This is a genomic window from Brevibacterium sp. 239c (genome assembly GCF_900169365.1).
GTDB lineage: Bacteria > Actinomycetota > Actinomycetes > Actinomycetales > Brevibacteriaceae > Brevibacterium.
On sequence record NZ_FXZH01000009.1, the window covers coordinates 96,481 to 118,137 of the forward strand.

The 21,657-nt window shown below is 62.7% G+C and carries 21 protein-coding genes; 8 read left to right on the top strand and 13 right to left on the bottom strand.

The window, feature by feature from the left end; all coding sequences use genetic code 11:
• Positions 1–3: 3 nt before the first annotated feature.
• Positions 4–1,929, bottom strand: a complete 1,926-nt coding sequence (locus BSP239C_RS10300) for a calcineurin-like phosphoesterase family protein (RefSeq protein WP_101572503.1) — start codon at positions 1,927–1,929, stop codon at positions 4–6.
• A 191-nt stretch (positions 1,930–2,120) separates the two neighbouring features.
• Between BSP239C_RS10300 and BSP239C_RS10305 the strand changes: the two genes are divergently transcribed.
• From BSP239C_RS10305 to BSP239C_RS10320, 4 genes are read left to right on the top strand one after another with little or no spacing between them, the layout of a single operon-like run.
• Entirely contained in the window at positions 2,121–3,392 is a 1,272-nt protein-coding gene (locus tag BSP239C_RS10305; protein WP_101572505.1) for a magnesium transporter MgtE N-terminal domain-containing protein, read from the top strand.
• A 2-nt stretch (positions 3,393–3,394) separates the two neighbouring features.
• On the top strand, positions 3,395–3,928 hold the full coding sequence (locus BSP239C_RS10310) for a DUF1003 domain-containing protein (protein WP_101572507.1): 534 nt from the start codon (positions 3,395–3,397) through the stop codon (positions 3,926–3,928).
• A 43-nt stretch (positions 3,929–3,971) separates the two neighbouring features.
• Complete coding sequence (locus tag BSP239C_RS10315) at positions 3,972–5,096, top strand: Mrp/NBP35 family ATP-binding protein (protein ID WP_101572508.1); 1,125 nt, start codon at positions 3,972–3,974, stop codon at positions 5,094–5,096.
• 7 nt (positions 5,097–5,103) lie between these two features.
• Complete coding sequence (locus BSP239C_RS10320) at positions 5,104–6,546, top strand: polysaccharide deacetylase family protein (protein ID WP_101572510.1); 1,443 nt, start codon at positions 5,104–5,106, stop codon at positions 6,544–6,546.
• Between the two features lie 39 nt (positions 6,547–6,585).
• Here the strand turns inward: BSP239C_RS10320 and BSP239C_RS10325 are convergent, their stop codons facing one another.
• On the bottom strand, positions 6,586–7,059 hold the full coding sequence (locus BSP239C_RS10325; protein ID WP_101572512.1) for a twin-arginine translocase TatA/TatE family subunit: 474 nt from the start codon (positions 7,057–7,059) through the stop codon (positions 6,586–6,588).
• 85 nt (positions 7,060–7,144) lie between these two features.
• On the opposite strand from BSP239C_RS10325, the gene BSP239C_RS10330 reads away from it, so the two are divergent.
• Together BSP239C_RS10330 and BSP239C_RS10335 are read left to right on the top strand one after the other, a co-directional pair.
• On the top strand, positions 7,145–7,477 hold the full coding sequence (locus BSP239C_RS10330) for an MGMT family protein (RefSeq protein WP_101572514.1): 333 nt from the start codon (positions 7,145–7,147) through the stop codon (positions 7,475–7,477).
• Between the two features lie 12 nt (positions 7,478–7,489).
• Complete coding sequence (locus tag BSP239C_RS10335; RefSeq protein WP_226831081.1) at positions 7,490–8,152, top strand: O-methyltransferase; 663 nt, start codon at positions 7,490–7,492, stop codon at positions 8,150–8,152.
• A gap of 85 nt (positions 8,153–8,237) precedes the next feature.
• Here BSP239C_RS10335 and BSP239C_RS10340 read toward each other — a convergent pair whose 3' ends face one another.
• From BSP239C_RS10340 to dapE, 6 genes are all read right to left on the bottom strand, one after another.
• Positions 8,238–8,408, bottom strand: a complete 171-nt coding sequence (locus BSP239C_RS10340; protein WP_101572516.1) for a DUF3117 domain-containing protein — start codon at positions 8,406–8,408, stop codon at positions 8,238–8,240.
• A gap of 130 nt (positions 8,409–8,538) precedes the next feature.
• Positions 8,539–9,774, bottom strand: coding sequence for a hypothetical protein (locus BSP239C_RS10345; RefSeq protein ID WP_101572518.1), 1,236 nt, complete (start codon positions 9,772–9,774; stop codon positions 8,539–8,541).
• Positions 9,771–10,040, bottom strand: coding sequence for a DivIVA domain-containing protein (locus BSP239C_RS10350; RefSeq protein WP_101572520.1), 270 nt, complete (start codon positions 10,038–10,040; stop codon positions 9,771–9,773). The genes BSP239C_RS10345 and BSP239C_RS10350 overlap by 4 nt, the downstream gene beginning before the upstream one ends.
• A gap of 31 nt (positions 10,041–10,071) precedes the next feature.
• On the bottom strand, positions 10,072–10,971 hold the full coding sequence (folP, locus tag BSP239C_RS10355; protein ID WP_205683597.1) for a dihydropteroate synthase: 900 nt from the start codon (positions 10,969–10,971) through the stop codon (positions 10,072–10,074).
• On the bottom strand, positions 10,968–11,771 hold the full coding sequence (locus BSP239C_RS10360; RefSeq protein ID WP_101572522.1) for a TIGR00730 family Rossman fold protein: 804 nt from the start codon (positions 11,769–11,771) through the stop codon (positions 10,968–10,970). Before BSP239C_RS10360 ends, folP begins: the two co-directional genes overlap by 4 nt.
• Before the next feature lie 5 nt (positions 11,772–11,776).
• The gene (gene dapE / locus BSP239C_RS10365; protein ID WP_101572524.1) at positions 11,777–12,943 is read right to left on the bottom strand and encodes a succinyl-diaminopimelate desuccinylase; all 1,167 of its coding nucleotides are present in this window, start codon (positions 12,941–12,943) and stop codon (positions 11,777–11,779) included.
• 43 nt (positions 12,944–12,986) lie between these two features.
• Between dapE and dapD the strand changes: the two genes are divergently transcribed.
• Positions 12,987–13,931, top strand: coding sequence for a 2,3,4,5-tetrahydropyridine-2,6-dicarboxylate N-succinyltransferase (gene dapD, locus BSP239C_RS10370; protein ID WP_101572527.1), 945 nt, complete (start codon positions 12,987–12,989; stop codon positions 13,929–13,931).
• 320 nt (positions 13,932–14,251) lie between these two features.
• On the opposite strand, the gene BSP239C_RS10375 is transcribed toward dapD, so the two are convergent.
• The 3 genes from BSP239C_RS10375 to fdxA all read right to left on the bottom strand — a co-directional run bounded on the left by BSP239C_RS10375 (position 14,252) and on the right by fdxA (position 17,199).
• Entirely contained in the window at positions 14,252–15,535 is a 1,284-nt protein-coding gene (locus BSP239C_RS10375; RefSeq protein WP_101572529.1) for a citrate synthase, read from the bottom strand.
• A 215-nt stretch (positions 15,536–15,750) separates the two neighbouring features.
• Positions 15,751–16,872, bottom strand: coding sequence for a succinyldiaminopimelate transaminase (dapC, locus tag BSP239C_RS10380; RefSeq protein ID WP_101572531.1), 1,122 nt, complete (start codon positions 16,870–16,872; stop codon positions 15,751–15,753).
• 3 nt (positions 16,873–16,875) lie between these two features.
• The gene (fdxA, locus tag BSP239C_RS10385; protein WP_101572533.1) at positions 16,876–17,199 is read right to left on the bottom strand and encodes a ferredoxin; all 324 of its coding nucleotides are present in this window, start codon (positions 17,197–17,199) and stop codon (positions 16,876–16,878) included.
• Positions 17,200–17,399: 200 nt separating this feature from the next.
• On the opposite strand from fdxA, the gene BSP239C_RS10390 reads away from it, so the two are divergent.
• Positions 17,400–18,473: an N-acetyltransferase gene (locus BSP239C_RS10390; RefSeq protein ID WP_101572535.1), complete on the top strand. Its 1,074-nt coding sequence runs from the start codon at positions 17,400–17,402 to the stop codon at positions 18,471–18,473.
• Between the two features lie 40 nt (positions 18,474–18,513).
• Here BSP239C_RS10390 and BSP239C_RS10395 read toward each other — a convergent pair whose 3' ends face one another.
• Together BSP239C_RS10395 and BSP239C_RS10400 are read right to left on the bottom strand one after the other, a co-directional pair.
• Positions 18,514–20,271, bottom strand: coding sequence for a VanW family protein (locus BSP239C_RS10395; protein WP_101572538.1), 1,758 nt, complete (start codon positions 20,269–20,271; stop codon positions 18,514–18,516).
• A gap of 13 nt (positions 20,272–20,284) precedes the next feature.
• Positions 20,285–21,631, bottom strand: coding sequence for a PIG-L family deacetylase (locus BSP239C_RS10400; RefSeq protein ID WP_101572540.1), 1,347 nt, complete (start codon positions 21,629–21,631; stop codon positions 20,285–20,287).
• Positions 21,632–21,657 lie beyond the last annotated feature (26 nt).

Consider the following 21,657-nt stretch of genomic DNA (forward strand, 5'->3'; position numbering starts at 1 on the left):
CTCTCAGTTCGCGGCCTGTCGCGCCTCGTCCGAGCCGAGCCCCTTGCGATCGTCTTCGTCGACCTTGGTCTCCTGCTGTGTGTCGAATCCGTCTTCCGGCAGCAGCTTCTTCGAGGTCTGCTCCGCAGCGGCCTCGTCCTCGACGACAGTGAAGCGGATGGTCTCCGTGGACTCACGACCGTAGCGGTCCGTGCCGGTGACTTCGGCGGTGTGCGTGCCCAGGTCGAGGTCGGAGGGGATCTCTGTGCGCCACAGGTGCGAACTGGTCTGACCGACGCTGCCCGAGGTGCGCAGGTTCTGCGATGTCGTGTACGGGTCGGAGTATTCCCAGCCCTTGGCCAGCGACTCGCCCTTGCCGGGCTGAGTGTGCTCGGCGACGGTGTTCGCCTTGCCGTCGAAGCTCATCTCGACTCGGGCATCCGAGGTCCCTGCGAGGAAGCTTGAGGTCAGCCAGGTGTCGCCCTGTTTGAGGTCCTCGCGGGTGACGACGCGCTCGGAGATGGCCTCAGGCTCTTCGCCTGCCTTGTCCGCGTCCTGCCAGTCCTGAGCCTTCTGTGCCCAGTCGCGCCATTTGGGTGAGTTCACACCCAACAGCAGCTGATGATCATCGGATTCGTTGCGGACCGTGTAGCGCTCGCTGCGGTCGGAGCCGTCGAATTCGAGGGTGAGAATGCCGGGTTCTGACCCATCGCGAGTGAAGGCGTAGGGAAGCCCGTCTGCGTTGAGTCCGCCGGAGTACCAGTCACCGGAGACGGCACCGGCGACGATCTGGGTGTTCGGCAGGGTGTCGATGCCCGCGTCGGCCCATTCCTTGCGCTGTTCGCCGGCGACGAGGTTCTCCTGCGTGTGCGTGTGACCGCCGATCGTCACCGCATTCGGGTAGTCGGCGATGACATCGTAGAGGTCGGGTGCGTCATCGACGATGACCTGCTGGTGGTCGACGATCGGTGCGTGTGTGGCGATGACGACGTGGTCGTTCTTCGCCACGTTCTTCAGATCGTTCTCCAGCCATTCCAGCTGCTCTTCACCGATCTTCTCCTTGTACTTCTTCGTCGAAGCGTTGCCCGAGTACTCGATGCTGTCGAGGACGACGAAGTGCGTCTCGCCGACGTCATAGGAGAAGTAGCCGGGACCGAACTGGTCACGGAAGGTGTCGAGCGCGTGAGCATCGTCGGGCGAATCGTAGTCCTGGTCATGATTGCCCGGTGCGGCACGGACAGGTCCGTTCATCTGCGAGTAGACGTCGCGGAGCTCGTCATTGAGGCTGAGGTCGTCGCCCACATTGTCTCCCAGCAGGAGGACGCCGCAGCCCTTGTAGTCGTCACGATCGGCAAGGTCGCCGACTGCGCCGTCACGCGCGTAGCCCATCTCGGTCTTGTCATAGGCCTGCGTGTCGGAGGCGATCGCGCAGTTCTGCTTCGCCGAGGCGGTCGCCGCGGACTCGATCATCGGGAAGTTCACGGCCTTCGGAGTCTCGCCCGTGGGTTTGATTCCGCCGTATTTGAGGCCTGGTGAGCCCTTGGGCAGATGGTTGTAGCTGAACTGCGCGAAATTATCCGAGTCGACAGGAACCTGCCAACCGGAGGGCTGGGTGATGGAGACCGTCATATTGTCGCGCACGGGCAGCTCGTAGGCGCCTTCTCCGTCGGTCTGGACGACGTCGACGCCGTTGGTCACTGCGACATCGGCGATGCCGGTCTCGTCGCCGTCGAGCTTCGAGTTCTCGTTGACATCGTCGAACACCTGCCCCTGCAATGCCTCGGGGTCATCGGCCTGGCCCCGGTCGACCTGCACGTGGCCTTCATAGAGTTCAGCCGGTGTTTCGGCGGCCGCTGCGGAGCTGGCGCACACCAGCGGCGCCGTCAGGGCGAGAGCGGCACAGGCGCTGAGCCCCGTCATCGCACTCGGACGAAGTCGTCTCTCGAACATTTAGTTCTCCTTGTTTTCGGTAGTGAGAAGAGCTGCCGAGAAAAGACCTTAGGGAAGCTGAGAGAATCCTGAATGGCGCAGGCACGACCGTGTGATGAACGGGAGATGATGCGTCCGTGGAACCTGCTCACGGCCAGTGGCCCAGGCGCGTTTCGCGCACACTGCTGCGATGACCCCGTAGGCTTAAGACCATGAGTGGTCCACCGAAAAGAGTCTTCGTCGCGCGCCTCATCGCCGTCCCCGTCTTCGACCCTCTCGGGGATCAGGTCGGACGCGTTCGAGACGCCGTCATCGTCTACCGGGCCACCATGCGCCAGTTTCCCCGCGTCATCGGTCTCGTCGTCGAAGTTCCGGGTCGGCGACGCGTCTTCGTGCCGATGGGTCGGGTGACGTCGATCGATTCCGGTCAGGTCATCACCACCGGGCTGGTGAATATGCGCCGCTTCGAACAGCGCCGTTCGGAGACCTTGGTCGTCAACGACCTCCTCGACCGTCGACTGCGATTGCGTGAGGACAACTCCCCAATCCAGATCGAAGACGTCGGCATCGAACAGCAGGTGAACAAGGACTGGGAGGTGACGCGGCTCTTCGTACGCAGAGTCCAAGAGCGCAGCGCCTTTTCCGCATTCCGCAGACGCGGTGAGACGATGCAGATCGACTGGACGGACACCGAGCACCCTACCGATTACAACGTCGATCAGGAGGCCACACAGCTCATTGCGGCCTACCAGGATACGAAGCCTGCCGACCTCGCCGACGTGCTGTTTGAGATGAAACCCGAACGTCGGCTTCAGGTCGCACGAGCCCTCGATGACGAACGTTTGGCCGACGTCATCGAGGAGCTGCCGGATGAGACGCAGGTTGAACTTCTGTCCGCCCTCGACACCCAGCGTGCGGTGACCGTCCTTGAGGAGATGGAACCCGATGACGCTGCCGACCTCCTCGGCGAGCTCAGCGATGAGCAGGCCGAACGGTTCCTCGCCCTGATGGAACCCGACGAAGCCGAGGATGTGCGCACCCTGCTGTCCTATGACGATGACACCGCCGGTGGCCTGATGACCACAGAGCCGGTCATCCTGACGCCGGAGACCACCGTCGCCGAGGCGCTGGCCCATGTCCGACGCGAGGACCTTCCCGCAGCACTGGCGGCGGCGGTCTTCGTCTGCCGTCAGCCCATCGAGACCCCGACGGGCAAGTATCTGGGCATCGTCCACATTCAGGAGATGCTGCGCCATCCTCCGCACGAAGCTGTCGGCATCATGCTCGACACCGAGGTCGAGGCGCTGCCGCCGGACTCGCCGCTGGGCGAGGTCACCAAACTGTTGGCGGCGTACAATCTGGTGTCGGTGCCGATCACCGACGACAACGATCACCTCATCGGTGTGGTCACCGTCGACGACGTCCTCGATGAGCTGCTTCCCGATGACTGGCGCACCGGTCGTGATGATCACAGGAGGGGATAACAGTGGCCGTTGACGATTTCGACGTTCCCCGTTCAAGCAAACGCCGACTCCCCAACATTGCAATGTCACCGGAGACATTCGGCCGTGGCGCCGAAGGCTTCGCCCGGTTCATGGGCACTCCGGCCTTCCTCGTGGGAATGACCGTGTTCTGCGCCGTCTGGCTGGTTTGGAACACTCTCCTCCCCGAGGCCTGGCAGTTCGATCCCCGCTCATTGAACTTCACACTTCTGACGCTGATCCTGTCGCTGCAGGCCTCCTATGCCGCGCCGCTGATCCTGTTGGCGGAGAATCGCAGCACCGACCGTGACCGTGTCGAGTTCGAACATGACAGGCAGCGAGCCGAACGCAACCTCGCCGACACGGAATACCTCGCTCGTGAGGTCGCCGCCCTGCGCATCGCCATGCGTGAGGTCGCAACTCGCGACTTCATCCGCTCCGAACTCAAGGACCTCCTGAAGGAACTTGAGGAGGAGACGAAGGGACCTGTCAGCGACCCCGGGCGAAGTGACCGGTCCGATGGCGAGCAGGTAGGCTGAAGGCCCCGGGAATATTGATCGGGAAGAGAAAGGACGTGAGCACATGACTGGGCCATCCGAGGACTCCGTTCGCGAAGCCCTGACAGGGGTCATCGACCCGGAGATCCGCCGCAGCATCGTCGAACTCGACATGGTCGATTCCATCAGCATCGACGGCGGCAAGGTCACCGTCACCGTTCTTCTCACCATCTCCGGCTGTCCGCTCAAGGACACGATCACTAAGGACACCACAGCCGCGGTGACTAAGGTCGAGGGTGTCACCGAGGTGTCCGTGATCTTAGGCACGATGACCCCCGAGCAGCGCACCGCGATGCGGGAGAAGCTCCAAGGTCCCGGCACGAGCCGTGAGATCCCGTTCAACCGGCCCGACTCCCTGACGAAGGTCTACGCCGTCGCCTCCGGCAAGGGCGGTGTGGGCAAATCCTCGATCACCGCGAATCTCGCTGTGTCCTTGGCCCAGAAGGGCCTGCGCGTGGGCGTCGTCGACGCCGACATCTACGGTTTCTCGATCCCTTCCATGCTCGGCCTGTCCGGAAAGCCGACCCGAGTCGATGACATGATCATCCCGCAGATCGCCCATGGTGTGAAGGTCATGAGCATCGGCATGTTCGTCCCGCCCAACCAGGCCGTCGTCTGGCGCGGGCCGATGCTTCACCGGGCCCTGCAGCAATTCCTCACCGATGTCTTCTGGGGCGACCTGGACGTGCTCCTCCTTGACCTGCCTCCGGGCACCGGTGACATCGCGATCTCCGTGGCCCAACTGCTTCCGGGCTCCGAGCTCCTCGTCGTCACAACGCCGCAGCAGGCTGCCGCGCAGGTCGCCGAACGGGCAGGGTCGATCTCCACACAGACCGATCAGCGACTGGCCGGGGTGATTGAGAACATGTCCTGGATGGAGATGCCCGATGGCACCCGCATGGATGTCTTCGGCTCCGGCGGCGGTGCTCAGGTGGCCGCGAATCTGTCCGAGACCATCGGTTCACAGGTTGAGCTGCTGGCTCAGGTGCCACTCGACACACAGGTCCGCGAGGGTTCAGACGATGGAACCCCCGTTGTGTTGGGACAGCCAGACTCACCCGCGGCGCGCGAATTCGCTTCGCTGGCCTCGACTCTGGCGCATCGCTCACGCGGCTTGTCGGGCAAGTCTCTCGGGCTCAGCCCCGTCTGATCATGGCGTGATCATCCATCGCACGCAGCTGCGACGCATCCTCGCGCTCCTCGCGACCTGCGCAGCGCTGACTCTCATTGCCGGATGTGTCGTCTCCGGTCCCACCCGCGACAACCCCACTCGCAGCGGGCAGCATCGCACCGACCCTGCAACAGGCAAGCACAACGCGGACACGGCAGAGGCGAATCTTCAGGTTCTGAGGCAGAACATCCGCAGCTATGCGATCGTCGATGCCAAGCGTGATCCGAAGACGAACATCCATCTCTTCGGTCTGCCCGGCGCCGACTCCCTGAGTTCGGCTACCGAGAAGACTCTTCTGCAGGCCATCAGGTCCGCAGGAGGCTTCCACACTCACCGGGCCTACTCCCCTGTGGCGACAGCACCGGCCCACCGCTGGGCCTCCACGTCATTCGTTCCGGGCACAGCCACCTCGGCGAAGGCCTCCGACAGCGGTCACAACCACAACGCGTCCACGGACGTGGAGGTCAGCAACCGTATTATCGCAGCCGGTGGGGACTTCCTCATCTCCTCGCTGACAACGCATTCCCCCACCGAGAAGACCTGGGCAGTGCTCACCGACCTGGTGCACGACACTACGGTGCATGTCCAGGACATGTTCACCTCGAAGATCGACCCCGCCGAGGTTGCTGCGGACGAATCCGGAAACCTGACCGTCGGCGGTAAAGTTCCCACCTCAACCGATCTGACTTCGCTGGGAATACGAGTCATCGATTCTCTCTATCTCCCGCTCACTCTGCCCGACGGCACCGACGAGCGTGATCCCGACTTCTCCTGCACGTTGCTGCCCTGTGCTGCACTGACCTATGACGACGGCCCGGGGAAGCCCGAAATCGAAGACAGGCTGCTCAGAGAAGCAGCCACGGCGAAGGTCCGGATCACCTATTTCCTCGTCGGCAAGAGGGTGGCCGCCGACCCTGCCACAGTGAAGAGGATCTCTGCTGCCGGGCATGAGGTCGCCAACCACACGTTCTCCCATCCACGACTCAACAAATCGAGCGACGCCAAGGTTAAGAAGGAAGTCAAGAGAACCGACAGGGCGATTGAAGCAGCAACGTCGAAGGCGCCAAAGTTGGTGCGTCCACCCTTCGGCGCGCTCGACAGATCGGCCGCGTCCGCTCTCGGCCGGCCGGCGATCATCTGGGACGTTGACACCGGTGATTGGCAGCACAAGGACGCAGAACGCACGGTTTCCGAGGTCGGAGCCGATGCCGGGCCGGGCTCGATCGTCCTCATGCACTCGATCCATCCGACGACGGTGGATGCCGCACCCGGTGTCTTCGCAACCGTGAGGGACAAAGGCCTCTATCCGGTCACCATCAGTCAGCTCTTCGCAGGGATCGGGTTCGAAAAGGGCGGTTCCTACTTCTGCCGCGGCTACGCAAACGAACTGTGCTCGAACCCCGAACACCCTGCGGTGCACAAAAACTGATTGGGAAACTCAGTTCAACCCGATGCAGACCAGCGTGGCTCAGGTGGCCTCGGTATCGAAGGGCGCGGCGACTGAGCGATCACGCATGACCGACTGCGCCTGGAAACGTTCGATGGGTGACAAAGGCTGCGCTCGGGACTCGCCAGCACCGGACCCCGCAGTGTCGGTGGAGCCTTCGGAACCGGCCTCGATCTCCTGAGCCGGCTTCTCGCTCGCCACCGTCGACTGCTCCCGACGTTTGGACTCCCGGATGGCTGAATCCTCTTCGACAAGAGCCTCCCGCACGATGCGGCGCGGATCATACTGACGAGGATCCAACTTCTGCCAATCGACATCATTGAAGTCATCCCCGAAGTCGCGGCGCACGCTGTCCTTCGCGCCTTCGGCCATGCGACGCATCTGGCGCACCAGCTCACGCAGCTTCTGCGCGTATTCGGGCAGGCGTTTGGGCCCGATGACGACAAGAGCCACTACCACCAGGATCAACATCTCGGTGCCGTTGATACCCAACATGGGCACAAGTCTACCGTGGACCGCAGTATGCTCGACTCACGGTCAATACAGGATTGCTCACACGCCACAGGAGGGATTTCCGAGCATGGACGAGGTGGTTGTGGAGCGTGTGCTGCGCATCGTCGAACTCGTGCCTGAGTGCCATGTGGTCAACTACGGCACCGTCGGTCTGGTCGCCGGCTGCTCCCCGCGCTATGTCGGACGAGTGATGAAGGAGTTCGGCTCCAATGTCAGCTGGTGGAGGGTCGTCAATGCTGCGGGAGTGCTGCCGGAGGCGCTCTTGCCCACCGCCCGCGAACACTGGGACGACGAGGGCATCCCTCACACGCACGAGAAGGTGAGCAGGTCAGCCTTCGTCGATGTCGATGATCTCGAGGAGCTGTGGCGGACCCACGGCATCGACCCCGGAAGCAGTTAGACTTGGAACCAAATGTCAGCCGAAAGCGAGGGTCGATTGTCACGCGAGAATTCAGGTGATCTCACCTTCTCCGAACAGTACAACGGGCCCGACCCGCTTCTGGACGCCGCACGGGCGCTCTCTCACGAGAACGGCCTGGCTCCGGTGTCGCAGACGACAGCGTCGACGCTGACCCTGCTGGCGCGGCTGCTCACCCCGGTCGCGGCTGTCGAAGTCGGCACGGGCGCCGGCACCTCCACGCTGGCTCTGCTGCGCGGAATGCCCAGCTCAGGGATCCTGACATCGATCGACACGAACTCCACTGCTCAGGCGGCTGCCCGGGACCTCATCGACATGGCAGGGATCCGGCACAGCCGACTGCGCCTGATGAGTGGACGGGCCGAAGACGTCCTCCAACGTCTGGCGCCGGGTGCCTATGACATGGTGTTCCTCGACTCGGAACCGACGAACCTCGAACGCATGATCGAACCTTCATTGCGTCTGCTTGACGCCCACGGGCTCCTCGTCATCCACCAGACGCTGCTCAAAGGCGGCGTGGCCGACCCTGTCGACCGCTCGCCGCGGACACAGGCAGCACGTGGACTTCTCAACCGCCTAGCAGACCAGGAACGACTCGAACACGTCCTGCTGCCAATCGGCCAGGGCCTGCTGATGGTGCAGAAGACCCGACGCTGAATGCCAAAACAGCAGAGACTCTGCGAAGTCTCTGCTGTTCGTTTCGCTGAGCTCTGTGCTCAGCTGAGGAAAAGTGCTGTCCTGGTCACTGGCCCAAGGTCTCAGCCAGGGTGTCACGCAGGTCCGTGGCCTCGTCTCTGCTGAGCTCGATCACCAGGCGGCCTCCGCCCTCGACTGGAAGTCGCATCACCATGTCTCGACCTTCTTTGGTCACTTCCAGAGGTCCGTCGCCGGTGCGGGGTTTCTGGGCTGCCATGTGGGCTCTTCCTTCCGTTGATTATGCAAAGACGGTTCACGCTCGATGGACCGAATGTAATACCTACGATTATTCCATGATCCGGTCATCGACGGGTAACCCGACCGAAAACTGACATTAGGACTGGCTGTCAGGGCGGCAGATCCGCTGGTGGAGTGAAGTGCCAGAGGTAGGCGACCCACACGATCTGAAGCAGAATGAACGCGCACAGGACTGCCGCTCTGTACCCGCGAGAGCGGACCAGAGACAGGGTGAGCGCCATCGGAAACAGCGGCAGCAGAAGACGCAGGGTCGAGGTCTGAGGAGTGAAGAAGATGAGCAGGTAGACGCCGTAGGCCAGGCAGAAGTACTGCAGGGTTCTGCCCATCTTCGCCCCTGCCGGCGAGAAGATCAGTGCCAGCATTCCTGCAATGACGACGAAGAGGAGCACCGGGCCCAGCGGACCGATGAGGTTATTGGCCTGAGCCAGCCACTGCACCAGATAGGTCGACTCCCCCGTGTGCCATGCCGCCTCGGTATCCGTATACGCGGTCATCGACCCCGTCACCAACCACGCGTGAACGGGGTGAACCAGGGCCGCGACACACGAGAGCACACCCAAGGTCCAGGATCGGACCACCTCGGCGATGGGATAGGAATCCTGCCTGCGGTGAGCGAACCGGTCGATGAGGTGCAGCAGCATGAAGAACGCGAAGGCGACGCCGATGGGCCGTGACAGATCCATGAGGAACACGACGGGGATCGCGCTCAGGTAGCGGCGTTCGACGATCAGGAGTAGCGCGGTGGCCTGCAGCAGAAGCGTCAGGGACTCCGCATACCCGGTGGAGAATATGGCCGCCGGGGGAAAGAACATGACGAAGGCCAGCCCCGTCAGAGCCTGCCCGGGATCAGTGTATCTGCGAAACAGAACGAGGATGACGATGGCGGCGAGTCCGGCCGCGAGCGTCGAGACGATCGGCGAGATCACCTCATAGCTCAGGCCGGTGAACGTGGAGATATAGTCGACGATCTCCGGATGCAGCGGGTAGAAGGCCCACTGGTTCTCCGTCACCGTGCCCGCGTCATCGACGGGCAGGATGCCCGGGTAGCCCTCCTCGGCGACCCGTCCGTACCAACCGCCGTCCCAGAAGTTGAGGAAGTCGTTGAGAGTCGTCGTAACCGGGCTCGAGGACCAGTTCGCCGGGTCCTGACGTTTGAGGACAGCGGCGAAGATCGAGATGCTCACAACACGTGAGACGAAGTAGACGGCGATGGCCTGAACCCACACGGGCAAGGCGAGGAACAGGGTGCCTAACCGGGACAGACGGGAGGAGTTGAAGACTTCGGGTGCGAGGGTGATTCCGGGGAGGTCGTGGGCTCTGCTCATTGCTGCCCGCGTGCGGCTTCCAACTCATGGATGCGGGTTCGCAGGACTCTCACCGCGGCGTCGACGTCCTCCATCCGGTAGCCGCGCAGGGCGGGCCGGAACGTCAGTTCGTCGAGATCCTCGGGGTTGAAGTCAGGAGGCAGGGGGTCCCACGCTGCCTCGGTCTCCTCGGCGGATTCGGCGGAGAAGACGTTGAATGTTGCCGCCAGCACGATCACGAGTACGAAGATCGCCGCGGCCACTCCGATCACAATCCACAATGGCATGATGCTAGTTTCTCACAGTGGGCTCACCTGCTCAGCGCAGGCCGCGCACGGTGTGTTTGGGCAGGGCATCTCCAGTCATCGCCAAGGTCACGTCGATGGCGTCTGCAGTGGCGCGGACGTCGTGGGTGCGGATCATTGCGGCACCCTTGGCCACGGTCAGCGCGGTGGCCGCGATGGTTCCGTTGAGACGCTGTGCCGGTTCCACGTCGCCGATGGCTTCGCCGACGAAGTCCTTGCGCGAGATGGCCAGCAGCACCCGGAACCGGGTTTCGGTGAAGCGGCCCAGTTCACGCAGCACCCGCAGCGACTGGTACGTGTTCTTCCCGAAATCTGGTGTCGGATCGATGATGATCTTCTCGGCCGCGACACCGGCCGTCAGTGCCGCCTCGGCCAGTCCGAGCACGCCTTCCAGGGTCCGGTCGACGACCTCCCCGGCGCTCAAGCCGTACCGGTTGCGATGGGCATCAGTCCGTGGTGACAGGCCGCCCGTATGTGAGCAGACGAGGCCCACTTCGTTCTTCGCCGCCACGGAGGCTAGTTCGGGGTCGACCCCTGCCCAGGTGTCGTTGAGCAGTCCTGCGCCCGCGGCGCAGGCAGCTTGGGCGACCTCATGTCGCCAGGTGTCGACGCTGATGAGCACGTCGGGGTGGCTGTGTGCGACGGCTTCGATGACGGGACAGACCCGGTCGATCTCCTCGGCGACGGAGATCTCCCTGCCACGACCGGCGCGCACCCCTCCGATATCGACGATGTGCGCGCCTTCCTGCACAGCGGCGGCAACAGCGTCGATGGCCTCCCCGGCGGTGGACGCGGATTCGTAGAACGAGTCCGTTGTCCGGTTGATCACGGCCATGATGGCGGGATTGCCGGGCCGGGCCTGTGCCAATTCGAAGCCGCCGAGGAGGGTGCTCGGTTCCGCTGCATCCTTCACAGTTCTTCTCTATCGATTGCAGTGCCGATGATGTCGACGACTTCATCGATGTCGTCTGTGAGGGTGAACAGGTACATATCGCGGTCGCTGATGGTGCCTTCGGCCACAAGGGTCGCCGACATCCAGTCGACGAGGCCCTGCCAGTAGTCGATGCCGAAGAGAACGATCGGGAAGGAGGTTACCTTCCCGGTCTGGACCATTGTGAAGGCTTCGAAGAGTTCGTCGAGAGTGCCGAAGCCTCCTGGCATGACCACGAAGCCGCGTGAGTATTTGAGGAACATCGTCTTCCGGACGAAGAAATAGCGAAAGTTCACGCCGAGTTCGACGTGATCGTTGAGCCCGGATTCGAACGGCAGCTCGATACCGAGTCCGATCGAGACCCCCCCTGCCTCCCTGGCGCCCAGATTGCCGGCCTCCATGATGCCTGGTCCGCCACCGGTGATGATCGCGTTGCCGCCTGCGGCGATGCGCCGCGAGATCTCGCGAGCATCCTGATACGCCTGCGTCTGGGGGTTCAGGCGGGCCGAGCCGAAGATCGACACAGCCGGTCCGATATTCGCCAGCGAGTCGAAGCCCTCGACGAACTCCCCCTGGATCCGCAGCACCCTCCAAGGGTCCTCATGAGTCCAATCGGAGGGGCCACGGGAATCCAGCAGGCTCTGATCGGCGGTCGTCTCCGGTACCTGAGAGCGGCGCAGACGCAGGGGCCCCTTGCTGTAGAAGCTTGAATCGGGTGAGCCTGCACCGCTTTCTGCCCCCGCTGCGGCCGAGTGCGCGGCTGCTGAATCGTGTTCACTCATCGGTCTCAACGACCTTCGAGGTAGTCGCGCAGCGTCTGACTGGCCGCTGCAACCTCTGTGACGGCGACGTGTTCATCTGACTTGTGGGCGTACAGGGGGTTGCCTGGCCCGAAGTTCACAGCAGGAACTCCCAGCGCACTGAACCGCGAAACATCGGTCCAGCCCAGCTTCGGGGCAGGTGAGAGGCCGAGCGTATCGATGAAGTCCTGAGCAATTGGACGGTCGAGGCCGGGCCGGGCACCTTCTGCTGCGTCCGTGACGACGACGTCGAAACCGGTGAAGAACTCGCGGAGGAAACCTTCTGCTTCTCCTGCGGACTTGCTGGGGGCAAAACGGTAGTTCACGGCGACGGTGCAGGTGTCGGGGACGACGTTGCCCGCCACTCCCCCGGAGATCGACACGGCGGACAGGGATTCACGGTAGTCGAGTCCGTCGACGTTCACGGTCCCGGTCTCGTGCACTGCCAGGCGGGACAGAACCTCGGCTGCGGCATGGATTGCGTTGTCACCCATGAAGGCGCGCGCGGAATGCGCGCGGACGCCTGTGGTGGACACGTCGACCCTGATGGTGCCGTTGCAGCCGCCTTCGACGGACGCGTTCGAGGGTTCGCCGAGGACCGCGAAGTCACCGGACAGCCAGTCGGGGTGGTTGCGGGAGACCCGGCCGAGCCCGTTGAGGGAGGCGTCGACCTCCTCATGGTCGTAGAAGACCCAGCTGACGTCACGGTTCGGATTCTTCAATGCCGCGGCGGTGACCAATGCCATCGCAACTCCGGCCTTCATATCGCAGGCGCCTCTGCCCCAGATGACTTCGTCCCCGGTGTAGTCGCCGCCGTCTAAGTGTGTGCGCCGAGGCGGCAGGTTATCTTCCACGGGAACGGTGTCTAAATGTCCGGCGACGACGATACGTTCGGCGAGCCCCAACTGGGTGCGCGCCACGATGGTGTCTCCGTCGCGCAGGATCTCCAAATCCGGACCGGACCCGGCGCTGATACGCTCCAGCACCTCGGCGACGGCATCGGTGATCGTCGTCTCGTCACCGGAGACCGACTCGATGGCACACAGGCGGCCCGTGAGTTCGGCCGGGTCGCTTAGGGCCTCGAACAGGTAATCGGCCAGGTCACCGGTGGGTTTGAAAACGGATTCGGTCTCAGCAGATGGATCGACAGTCATACCGCTTAGCCTAGTACTGTCGCCACCGACTAGTCTTGGGGGCATGACAGAACGCATAGTTTCCGCACGTGGCTTGGCCACCCTGCACAACGAAACCGTCCTCACCACTTGGTACCCCACCCTGAGCACGGGAGACACCCCGGACGCCGCCGAGGCGACCGCCACCTCTCGCGCGAACACCGACGGGCTCGATGCCCTTGTCGGCACCGATGAGGCTCGAGGCACCCGGACCGAGGTCGTGACCACGACGATCGATCTCGACGCCGGTCCTGCCTCGGCCGCCGACGCCTACCTGCGCCTGCACGCGCTGTCTCATCGTGTCGTCGCTCCCAATGACGTCAACCTCGACGGCATCTTCGGTCACCTCGCGAACATCGTGTGGACCTCCGCCGGTGCCTGCTCACCGGAGGACTTCGAAGCCACCCGCGCGAAGCTGCTGGCCAATGGCCCCGTCGCCGTCTACGGCCTTGACAAGTTCCCCCGCATGACCGACTTCGTCATCCCCTCCGGTGTGCGCATCGCCGATGCTGATCGTGTCCGCCTGGGTGCGCACCTGGCCGCGGGTACGACCGTTATGCATGAGGGCTTCGTCAACTTCAATGCCGGCACACTGGGATCGGCGATGGTCGAAGGTCGCATCTCCCAGGGCGTCGTCGTCGGCGACGGTTCCGACATCGGAGGCGGTGCTTCGATCATGGGCACTCTGTCCGGTGGCGGCACGCACCGCATCTCGATCGGCAATGGCAGCCTGCTGGGTGCCAACTCCGGTGTGGGCATCTCCATCGGCGATGACTGCATCGTCGAAGCCGGCCTCTACATCACCGCCGGCACACGCGTCAGCGTTACAGGTGAGGACGAGGCCGTGGTGAAGGCCTCCGAGCTCAGCGGTCAGAACAACATCCTGTTCCGCCGCAACTCCGTCACCGGAGCCGTCGAGGCAATCTCACGCACGTCCAAGGGCATCGAGCTCAACCCCGACCTGCACTGAGGCTCACGCTGCATAAGCTCTGATCACAAGGGCGCGTCCACGGAAGTGGGCGCGCCCTTTGTCGTATCTCTGCGTCTCACAGCCTTGAAAGGCCCTGAAGGACAGTCCAGCGAAATACCCTGTGAACACGTGCGGCCCAAGCAAACATGCAAATACGCCCTACACTCAGCTGCAACTCACCGTGTTGCCACGGGTGGAAGCAATGCTGCATGTAAGACGTATTCTGCTAGCTGCAGGACGTGACGTCAGTTGTAGGAAGTGACGCCTTCAGTGCGGAACGCGGCCGACTGTAGAAGATGTCACCGCCGCGCCAGGGACGATCAGCGGTCGTTCATGTCCTTGTAGTCGCGTGAATAGGCACCCGTGTAGATCTGGCGCGGACGGCCGATCTTGGTCTCGGGGTCGTTGATCATCTCGCGCCACTGGGCGATCCAACCTGGCAGACGACCGACGGCGAAGAGCACTGTGAACATGTTGGTCGGGAAGCCGAGTGCCTTGTAGATCAGACCCGTGTAGAAGTCCACGTTCGGGTAGAGCTTGCGCTCGACGAAGTAGTCATCGGCCAATGCGATCTCTTCGAGCTTCTGTGCCACATCGAGCAGCGGGTCACCGCCGGAGCGGGCCAGGACCTCATCGGCTGTCTTCTTGATGATCTTCGCGCGTGGATCATAGTTCTTGTACACGCGGTGACCGAAGCCCATGAGACGAACACCGTCTTCCTTGTTCTTCACGCGTTCCATGAACTTCTCGGGGCCGTCATCGGAGGCTGCGATCTCTTCCAGCATCGTCAGGACGGCCGAGTTCGCGCCGCCGTGCAGTGGTCCGGCCAGAGCGTTGACGCCCGCGGAGATCGACTGGAACAGGTTGGCCTGCGAGGAGCCGACGAGTCGAACCGTCGAAGTCGAGCAGTTCTGCTCGTGGTCTGCGTGGAGGATGAAGAGCTGGTCCATGGCTTTGACCGTCAGTGGATCCGGCTCGTAGTCCTCCGCGGGAACACCGAAGTTCACGCGTAGGAAGTTCTCCACCAGACCCAGGGAGTTCGATGGGTGGATGACCGGCAAGCCCATGTTCTTGCGGTGGGCCAGAGCCGCGATCGTCGGCATCTTCGCGAGCAGGCGGAAGGTCGAGGTGTCGACCTGGCCCTCGTCAAAGACATCGAGGTCATCTTGGTAGAAAGTCGACAAAGCGGCGACTGCCGCTGCCACCATGGGCATCGGATGCGCATCATAGGGGAAGGCACGGAAGAAGCGACGCAGGTCTTCGTGGACGATGGTGTGTCCACGCAGTCGGCCGTCGAATGCGTCGTACTGCTCCTGGGTCGGCAGCTCTCCGTGGATGAGAAGGTAGCTGACCTCAACGAAGTTTGAGTGCTCAGCGAGCTGCTCGATGGGATAGCCGCGGTACTGCAGAACACCGGCGTCACCATCGATGTAGGTGATGGCCGAGGAACTTGATGCAGTATTGGCGAAACCTGGGTCGTAGGTGACCGCGCCGGTGTCTTTCAGCAGCGAGCCGATGCGATATCCGTTGTTGCCCGCGGAGGATGCCACCTCGGGCAGTGTCAGCTCCGTGTCCCCGACCTGCAGACTCGCATCCGATGGCATATGTTCTCCTCAGCCTCGACCCACCTCAAGAACTTCCTGAGGTGTCTTGCACAATTCCCTCAAAGACTACCGATAACTGTAGGAATCAGAAAATCACAGCTCCGCACAGGAACTGATCGGTAACCTGCTTACTCTGGCCATATAACGGTGTCTCAGACTCCGGTTCGGATGCTCCCGAGATGTGCCTTAAGCCGGTGAACGTCGCATCCGGCGTCTCAGCCGACGGCGCCGTGCAGCCGCTGCGCAGCGGCGCGAATACGCTCATCACCAGCAGTCAGAGCGACGCGCACATGGTCGGCAGCGGCCTCACCATAGAATTCGCCGGGACCGGCGATGATGCCCAGATCTGCCAGCTTCGACAGTGAGTCCCAGCAGTTGACGCCGGCGCTCGACCACAGATAGAGACCGGCGGACGAGTGATCGATACGGAATCCGTAGGCTTCGAGCCCGCTGCGCAGCAGATCCCGACGAGCTCGGTAGCGTTCCTTCTGCTCGAAAACGTGAGTAGTGTCTCGCAGGCCCGCGATCATCGCTGCCTGGATAGGGAACGGCACGATCATGCCCGCATGCTTGCGCGACTTGGTGAGGTCGGCGATGAGCTGGCTGTCTCCGGTTACGAAGGCAGCACGGTAGCCGGCGAGGTTCGACTGCTTCGACATCGAGTACACACTGAGCACACCGCTGTGATCGCCACCGGTGACGTTGAGGATGCTCGGTGCCGGTGACTCGGATTCCCAGTTGAGCAGTCCGTAACACTCATCGGAGGCGAGAACGACTCCGGCTTCACGGGTACGACGGACAACTTCGGCCAGGGTATCGGTGTCGAGCACTTCACCGGTCGGGTTTCCGGGGGTGTTGATCCACAGCAGACCGATCCCATCGAGGGAGGCACCGTTGGCAACATCCGCCGCGTCGAGACGACGACAGTCGACACCGGCGATCGTGGCACCCATCTCGTAGGTCGGGTAGGCCGCTGAAGGGCAGGCAACGTCCAGGCCAACCTGACGCAGCCCCAGCAGCGTGGGCAGCCACGCAACCAGCTCCTTCGAACCGATGGTGGGCAGCACCTCAGCGGCGGGGTCGAGTGTGACTCCATGCCAGTTCTGGTACCACCAGGCAATGGCTTCACGCAGTTCATCCGTGCCCGCCGTCGTCGGGTAGCCGTGAGCATCGCCGGCGACCGCCAGCGCGGATTGGATCACCTGAGGTGTGGGATCGACCGGTGTGCCGATCGACAGGTCACAGACCCCGTCGGGGTGCTGGGCGGCCCGGTTGCGGTACTCGGTGAGTCGATCCCAAGGGTAGTCGGGCAGGTTGAGGCCGAAGCGAGAAGACATGGCTCAGTCGTGCTGCTGCAGGGGCAGGGCTGCGATGATCGGGTGATCCAGGCCAGTGTTGCCCAGCTTCGCGGCTCCGCCGGGTGAACCGAGCTCGTCGAAGAATTCGACGTTTGCCTTGTAGTACTCCGACCATTCCTCCGGAGTGTCATCTTCGTAGAAGATCGCCTCGACCGGGCAGACAGGTTCGCAGGCACCGCAGTCGACGCATTCATCCGGGTGGATGTAAAGGCTGCGCTCACCTTCGTAGATGCAGTCGACCGGACATTCGTCGACGCAGGCCTTGTCCTTCAGATCAACACAAGGCTGGGCAATGATGTACGTCACGAGTACGACTCCTATTAAGACTCAGCGAGATTGCACGTATACAGCCTAAGACTACGCCTTCCGGCTCGGCAGGGTCCCATCGGGTCGACGTGATCCTTCTTTCACGTTCGTGTCCTCCGTCACGCCTGCGGCCGCTGCGATGCAGGCTCGATTAGGCTGGGGGCGCAAGAGCTCTAAGATGTTTCGGCGGAAGGCGACAAGTGGACGATCTGCAGCCCGGCAAAAGAGTGGTCGTGCGGTATTCGCTCGAGCCCGGTGATACACATTCGACTTCGGATGCCCTCGGGGTCGTCAACACCGCCGACGAGTCGACGGTGGAGATCGGAACCAAACGGGGGCCCATCCGGATCAACCGGGACCAGATCATGCTCGTCCACGAGGTTCCGCCGGCACCGACTAAATCGGGTCGCACCCATGAGATCGTCTCTGCTGTCGACCTGCGCAGGATCTCGGCCGCGGCATGGCTGCCACAGGACATCTCCTGGCTGCACATGGAGAATCTGCGTAACGAAAGCGCGGAGACCGATTCCGACATCGGACTGCTGCAGAAGGGTTGGCTGCTGCGCAGCTCCGAATCGGTGACCCGCCGAGCCAACAGCTGCCTCCCTGTGACGGACACCGGAATGGACTGGGAGCAGAGCCTCGATGCTGTCGAAGCCTGGTACTCAGCGCGGGACAAGCCCAGCTGCATCCAGATCTATTCAAGTGAGGATTCCAGTGCGCTGGCTCCGGCCTGCGAAGGTTTGGCGCCGTTGCTTTCGGCCCGGGGCTACTCCCCGTCTGAGCCGGTCTTCCTGCTGGCCGGTTCCACCGCCGAGGCTGCGGCTGGGGCTGCGCATCCCGGTGACGCGGCTGCACCGGGGCTGTCGATCGACGTCAGCGAGCAGCCGAGTCCCATGCACTATGCGGCGTGGACGAGTGAGCGCGACCCAGGCTCTGAGGAGGCGTTCCGTGGGCTCATCGAGGCCGCGGATCCATGTGAGTTCGTTACCGCCTATGCTGATCACCCGGATGGGAGTCGGACCATGGTCGCCAGTGCCCGGATCGTCGAACGCAGCAAATGGGGTGTGCTGACGAATCTCGTCACCCATCCCGATCTGCGCCGCCGCGGAGCCGGTCGGTCTGTGGCCCGGGCCGTTGCAGCACTGCTGTCGCAGCGGGGAGTCCGTTCCTACCTTGTCGATGTGGAAGCCAGCAATGAAGCCTCGCTGAACCTCTTCACTTCCCTTGGCGCCACAGTTCGGCACCGCTCCTGGTACGCTCTCAGAGGCTGAGGCGGGTCAACCTCGTAGTCGAGACCGCGTAGTAGGCGGGTCAGTCCTTGCACTCGACCTTATTGACCGGTCGATAGACGGTGACGAATGAGTCCTTCGTCGTCTTACCGGATACGATGTCCTTCATCGTCCGGGTGATCTTGATCGACCAGCCCTGCTTGGGTGACTGTGGCGTGCATTCGGGACCCGAATCGGTCACGGAGCCTGGCGAACTGTAGTTGTACCTCTCGGAGGAGTCTGAGTCCACCTTGAGCTTCTTATCGCCGAATACCTTCGCATGTACCTCTCCGCCGGATAGGTACATGTCGAGAACGATCGGCTGTTTCGATGTGTTCGTGAACTTCATGTCGATCGACGACCAGTCCAGCGTGGATTCCCGGCCTTCCGGGTAGCGGGAGATATAGCGCGAATGAGCCTGGTGTTCGTCCAGGTCGAAACCGGCGAAGAAGGCGGCGTTGAACAGTGTCGTCGACACCTGGGAGACTCCCCCGCCGAAGTCTTCCTTCATCCGGCCATCTGAGATGACGCCTGCGGCTTTGTATCCGTTGGCCGCTGTGCGCTGTCCGATGGCTTCGTTGAGGGAGAACTGTTCTCCGGGCTGCACCACTGTGCCGGAGACCTTCTTCGTGGCGACCTTGAGGTTGGTGTCGCGGTTGGGTTCCGAAGAATATCCGGTTGAGAACTCGGACATCACGTCTGAGACATTCGCCTTCTTCGCATCCTTCGTGGTGAAGTCCGGCTTCACCGAGGCGAGTGTGACTGTTGGCTTATCGGTCTCACCCTTGATGGCATCGGTGACAGCCTTCGTGAGCTCATCCTTCTTGATGCCGATTCCTGTTTCGGATTCAACGACCTTCGGCTTACCGCCCTTGATCGTGAAGCTTGCGTCTTTGGCGGGCTTGCCCACGTCCTTATTGGCCGCCAGGACACGCTTCTGCAGGTCCTCTTCGGCGAAGACCGGGACCAGCTTCGAGTCCTTCGGTTCAAAGGTCAGGGTCTTCGCTACCGTTGACGGGCTGACTGTGAGATCGCCGGCATCGACATCGGAGTCGGAGTCCTTCGCAGGTTTCGCGTGGACGGTGAGTTCCTTGCTCACAGCGTCCTTAGCGAATCCGTCGGCAACGTCCTTCGCCTCGGCGGTGGTGATATCGGGTTCGACGTCGGTGGCTGTCACGGGCAGCGGATCTTCGGTGCGCAGCCACGACTCCTCGATCGCCGTGCGCACTTGTGAGGTATCGACGCTCTGACCGTTGGAGCCGTCTTTGACCTCCGGCTTGGACTTCACATAGCTGAGCTCGGCGTCGACGGGTTCGAGTTCGAGGGATTTCGTCACCTTTCCGGTGGCGTCCTCAAAGGTCTTTTCGTCGATGCTGATGACGGGTTCTATTTCGTCATCCCCGAAGAGTCGGTCCCAGATGATGGTCGGGTTGAGTGTGAATCCGGTGGCCCGCCCGATGGTCCCCGGCATGTCGAAGCTGACTCCGGCTTTCTTAGGGTCGAGGGCGGCGGTGGGCTTTCCGGCCTTGAGCTCAATCTCCTCCCCCGCTTTGTCTCCCAGTTCGCCGCGCAGAGTCGCCTCGGCAGACGTAGTGGACTGACCGCCTATGTCGACACCGGCCACGGTCGTCCCGGGTGAGAGGACTCGTCCGGTGAGGAAACCGAGCACCAGATAGAGGGCGGCGAGGGCGAGAATGATGATGACGGCAATCAGCCAGGGTCTGCGCTTCGGAGTCTTTGCAGCACCCTGCGGGCGACCGCCGGGGTTCGGAGAGGAGTGGGACAGAGTCTGAGTCGGCATAGTTCTCCCGATTCTAACGGGCTGCTTCGGGGCGCCGCACCTTGAGGAACGCGAGGATCGCGGCGATGAGCATCGGACCGATCAGCCACGCTGCTGAGCGCAGTGTGCCGGTCACGATGATGTCCGCGCCAGGCAGCCATGACGGCTGGCCGAAGACATAGGAGAGGATGACGATGACGAATGCGGCGATCAGCATCGGTGAGGAACTCAGGTACATGGTCTTGAGGTGCCAGAGACCGCAGGCAGCCAGGAGCAGGGCCAGGGCCACGCCCCAGGGCACGATGACGGTGGCGCCGGCCACGTCGAAGACGCTGGCGTTGAGGTGCTGCATCGCACCGAGGAAGCCGATGAGCACAGCGAGGACCACCGCGTGGGCATAGGCGAAGAAGCCGGGTTTCTTCGGCTCCCGAAGTCGGCGGCGCAGCGGCTTGGCGGCACCGACACCACCCGTGGCGGCAACACCCGTCGTCTGTGCCTCGCAGCCGTCGATGTCGAGGTCGCTGAGCACATGAGGTGCGGGCCCCGATTGCAGCCGTTCATCTGAGATGGGGGTTCCTGCTCCGATGGAGTAGTACTCGTGATCGATGATCTTCATGCCGATGCTATTCGACAGGGCGAAGAAGGAGCCCGAGACGCTCACCTGGGTGCGGTGGGCGGCCAAGGCCGCGCGTTTGGCGTTGAGTGCCGAGGAAATGTCCTGGGCGATGACGATCTCACCCACAGGTGGTTTGGTGGGGATCGTCTGGGCCGGTGAGAAGCCGGTTTCGGCGAATCCGGGCTGATTCGAGTCGAAGGTTTCCCGAGCTGCTTCAGCGGGGACGTCGACGAACAGCAGTCGTCCGATCTTCCAGGAAGAGATATCGACAGCGGCGACGGTAGCCTCATGGACGCGCACATGGTCGGGGTGGCCGTAGCCTCCGTTGGAGGCATAGGTGATGACCGCATGCGGGCGAACTTCGTCGATGACGGCAGCGATATAGCTGGCTACAGTCGGAAGTTCGGCCGCACAGAGAGCACTGGCCGGCATGGTCGAGGCGGCGACGGCGTGACCGTCGGCGCCCCATTCCATCCCTGAGTCTTCGAAGATGTGGGCACTGCCGCCCAAGAACAGGTGCTCGCGCACGCCCAGGGCAGCCATCGCCTCGGCGATCTCTGCTTCCCGGACGTGGGCGAGCCCGGCCCGATCTCCTTCAAGACCTTTGAGGTCGGCGGGGATGACCTCGCCGTCCTCACCACGTGTGGCACTCAGGACCGTGACCCGCGCCCCCTCGCCGACAAGTGCAGCGATCGTGCCTCCGGTTGTGATCGTCTCATCGTCGGGATGAGCATGCACGAAGAGGATGCGGGGTACGACAGTCATGTGGTCCTGAGTGCTCGTGGTCATGC

Bases quoted from the DNA above. Each gene is read 5' to 3' on its own strand.
- BSP239C_RS10375 (WP_101572529.1), bottom strand. From the start codon at position 15,535: ATGCCATCGGATGCGAGTCTGCAGGTCGGGGACACGGAGCTGACACTG.
- BSP239C_RS10300 (WP_101572503.1), bottom strand. From the start codon at position 1,929: ATGTTCGAGAGACGACTTCGTCCGAGTGCGATGACGGGGCTCAGCGCC.
- BSP239C_RS10305 (WP_101572505.1), top strand. From the start codon at position 2,121: ATGAGTGGTCCACCGAAAAGAGTCTTCGTCGCGCGCCTCATCGCCGTC.
- dapD (WP_101572527.1), top strand. From the start codon at position 12,987: ATGACAGAACGCATAGTTTCCGCACGTGGCTTGGCCACCCTGCACAAC.
- BSP239C_RS10350 (WP_101572520.1), bottom strand. From the start codon at position 10,040: ATGCCATTGTGGATTGTGATCGGAGTGGCCGCGGCGATCTTCGTACTC.
- BSP239C_RS10325 (WP_101572512.1), bottom strand. From the start codon at position 7,059: ATGTTGGGTATCAACGGCACCGAGATGTTGATCCTGGTGGTAGTGGCT.
- BSP239C_RS10395 (WP_101572538.1), bottom strand. From the start codon at position 20,271: ATGCCGACTCAGACTCTGTCCCACTCCTCTCCGAACCCCGGCGGTCGC.
- BSP239C_RS10335 (WP_226831081.1), top strand. From the start codon at position 7,490: ATGTCAGCCGAAAGCGAGGGTCGATTGTCACGCGAGAATTCAGGTGAT.
- dapC (WP_101572531.1), bottom strand. From the start codon at position 16,872: ATGTCTTCTCGCTTCGGCCTCAACCTGCCCGACTACCCTTGGGATCGA.
- dapE (WP_101572524.1), bottom strand. From the start codon at position 12,943: ATGACTGTCGATCCATCTGCTGAGACCGAATCCGTTTTCAAACCCACC.
- BSP239C_RS10360 (WP_101572522.1), bottom strand. From the start codon at position 11,771: ATGAGTGAACACGATTCAGCAGCCGCGCACTCGGCCGCAGCGGGGGCA.
- BSP239C_RS10400 (WP_101572540.1), bottom strand. From the start codon at position 21,631: ATGACTGTCGTACCCCGCATCCTCTTCGTGCATGCTCATCCCGACGAT.
- BSP239C_RS10330 (WP_101572514.1), top strand. From the start codon at position 7,145: ATGGACGAGGTGGTTGTGGAGCGTGTGCTGCGCATCGTCGAACTCGTG.
- BSP239C_RS10345 (WP_101572518.1), bottom strand. From the start codon at position 9,774: ATGAGCAGAGCCCACGACCTCCCCGGAATCACCCTCGCACCCGAAGTC.
- BSP239C_RS10340 (WP_101572516.1), bottom strand. From the start codon at position 8,408: ATGGCAGCCCAGAAACCCCGCACCGGCGACGGACCTCTGGAAGTGACC.
- BSP239C_RS10315 (WP_101572508.1), top strand. From the start codon at position 3,972: ATGACTGGGCCATCCGAGGACTCCGTTCGCGAAGCCCTGACAGGGGTC.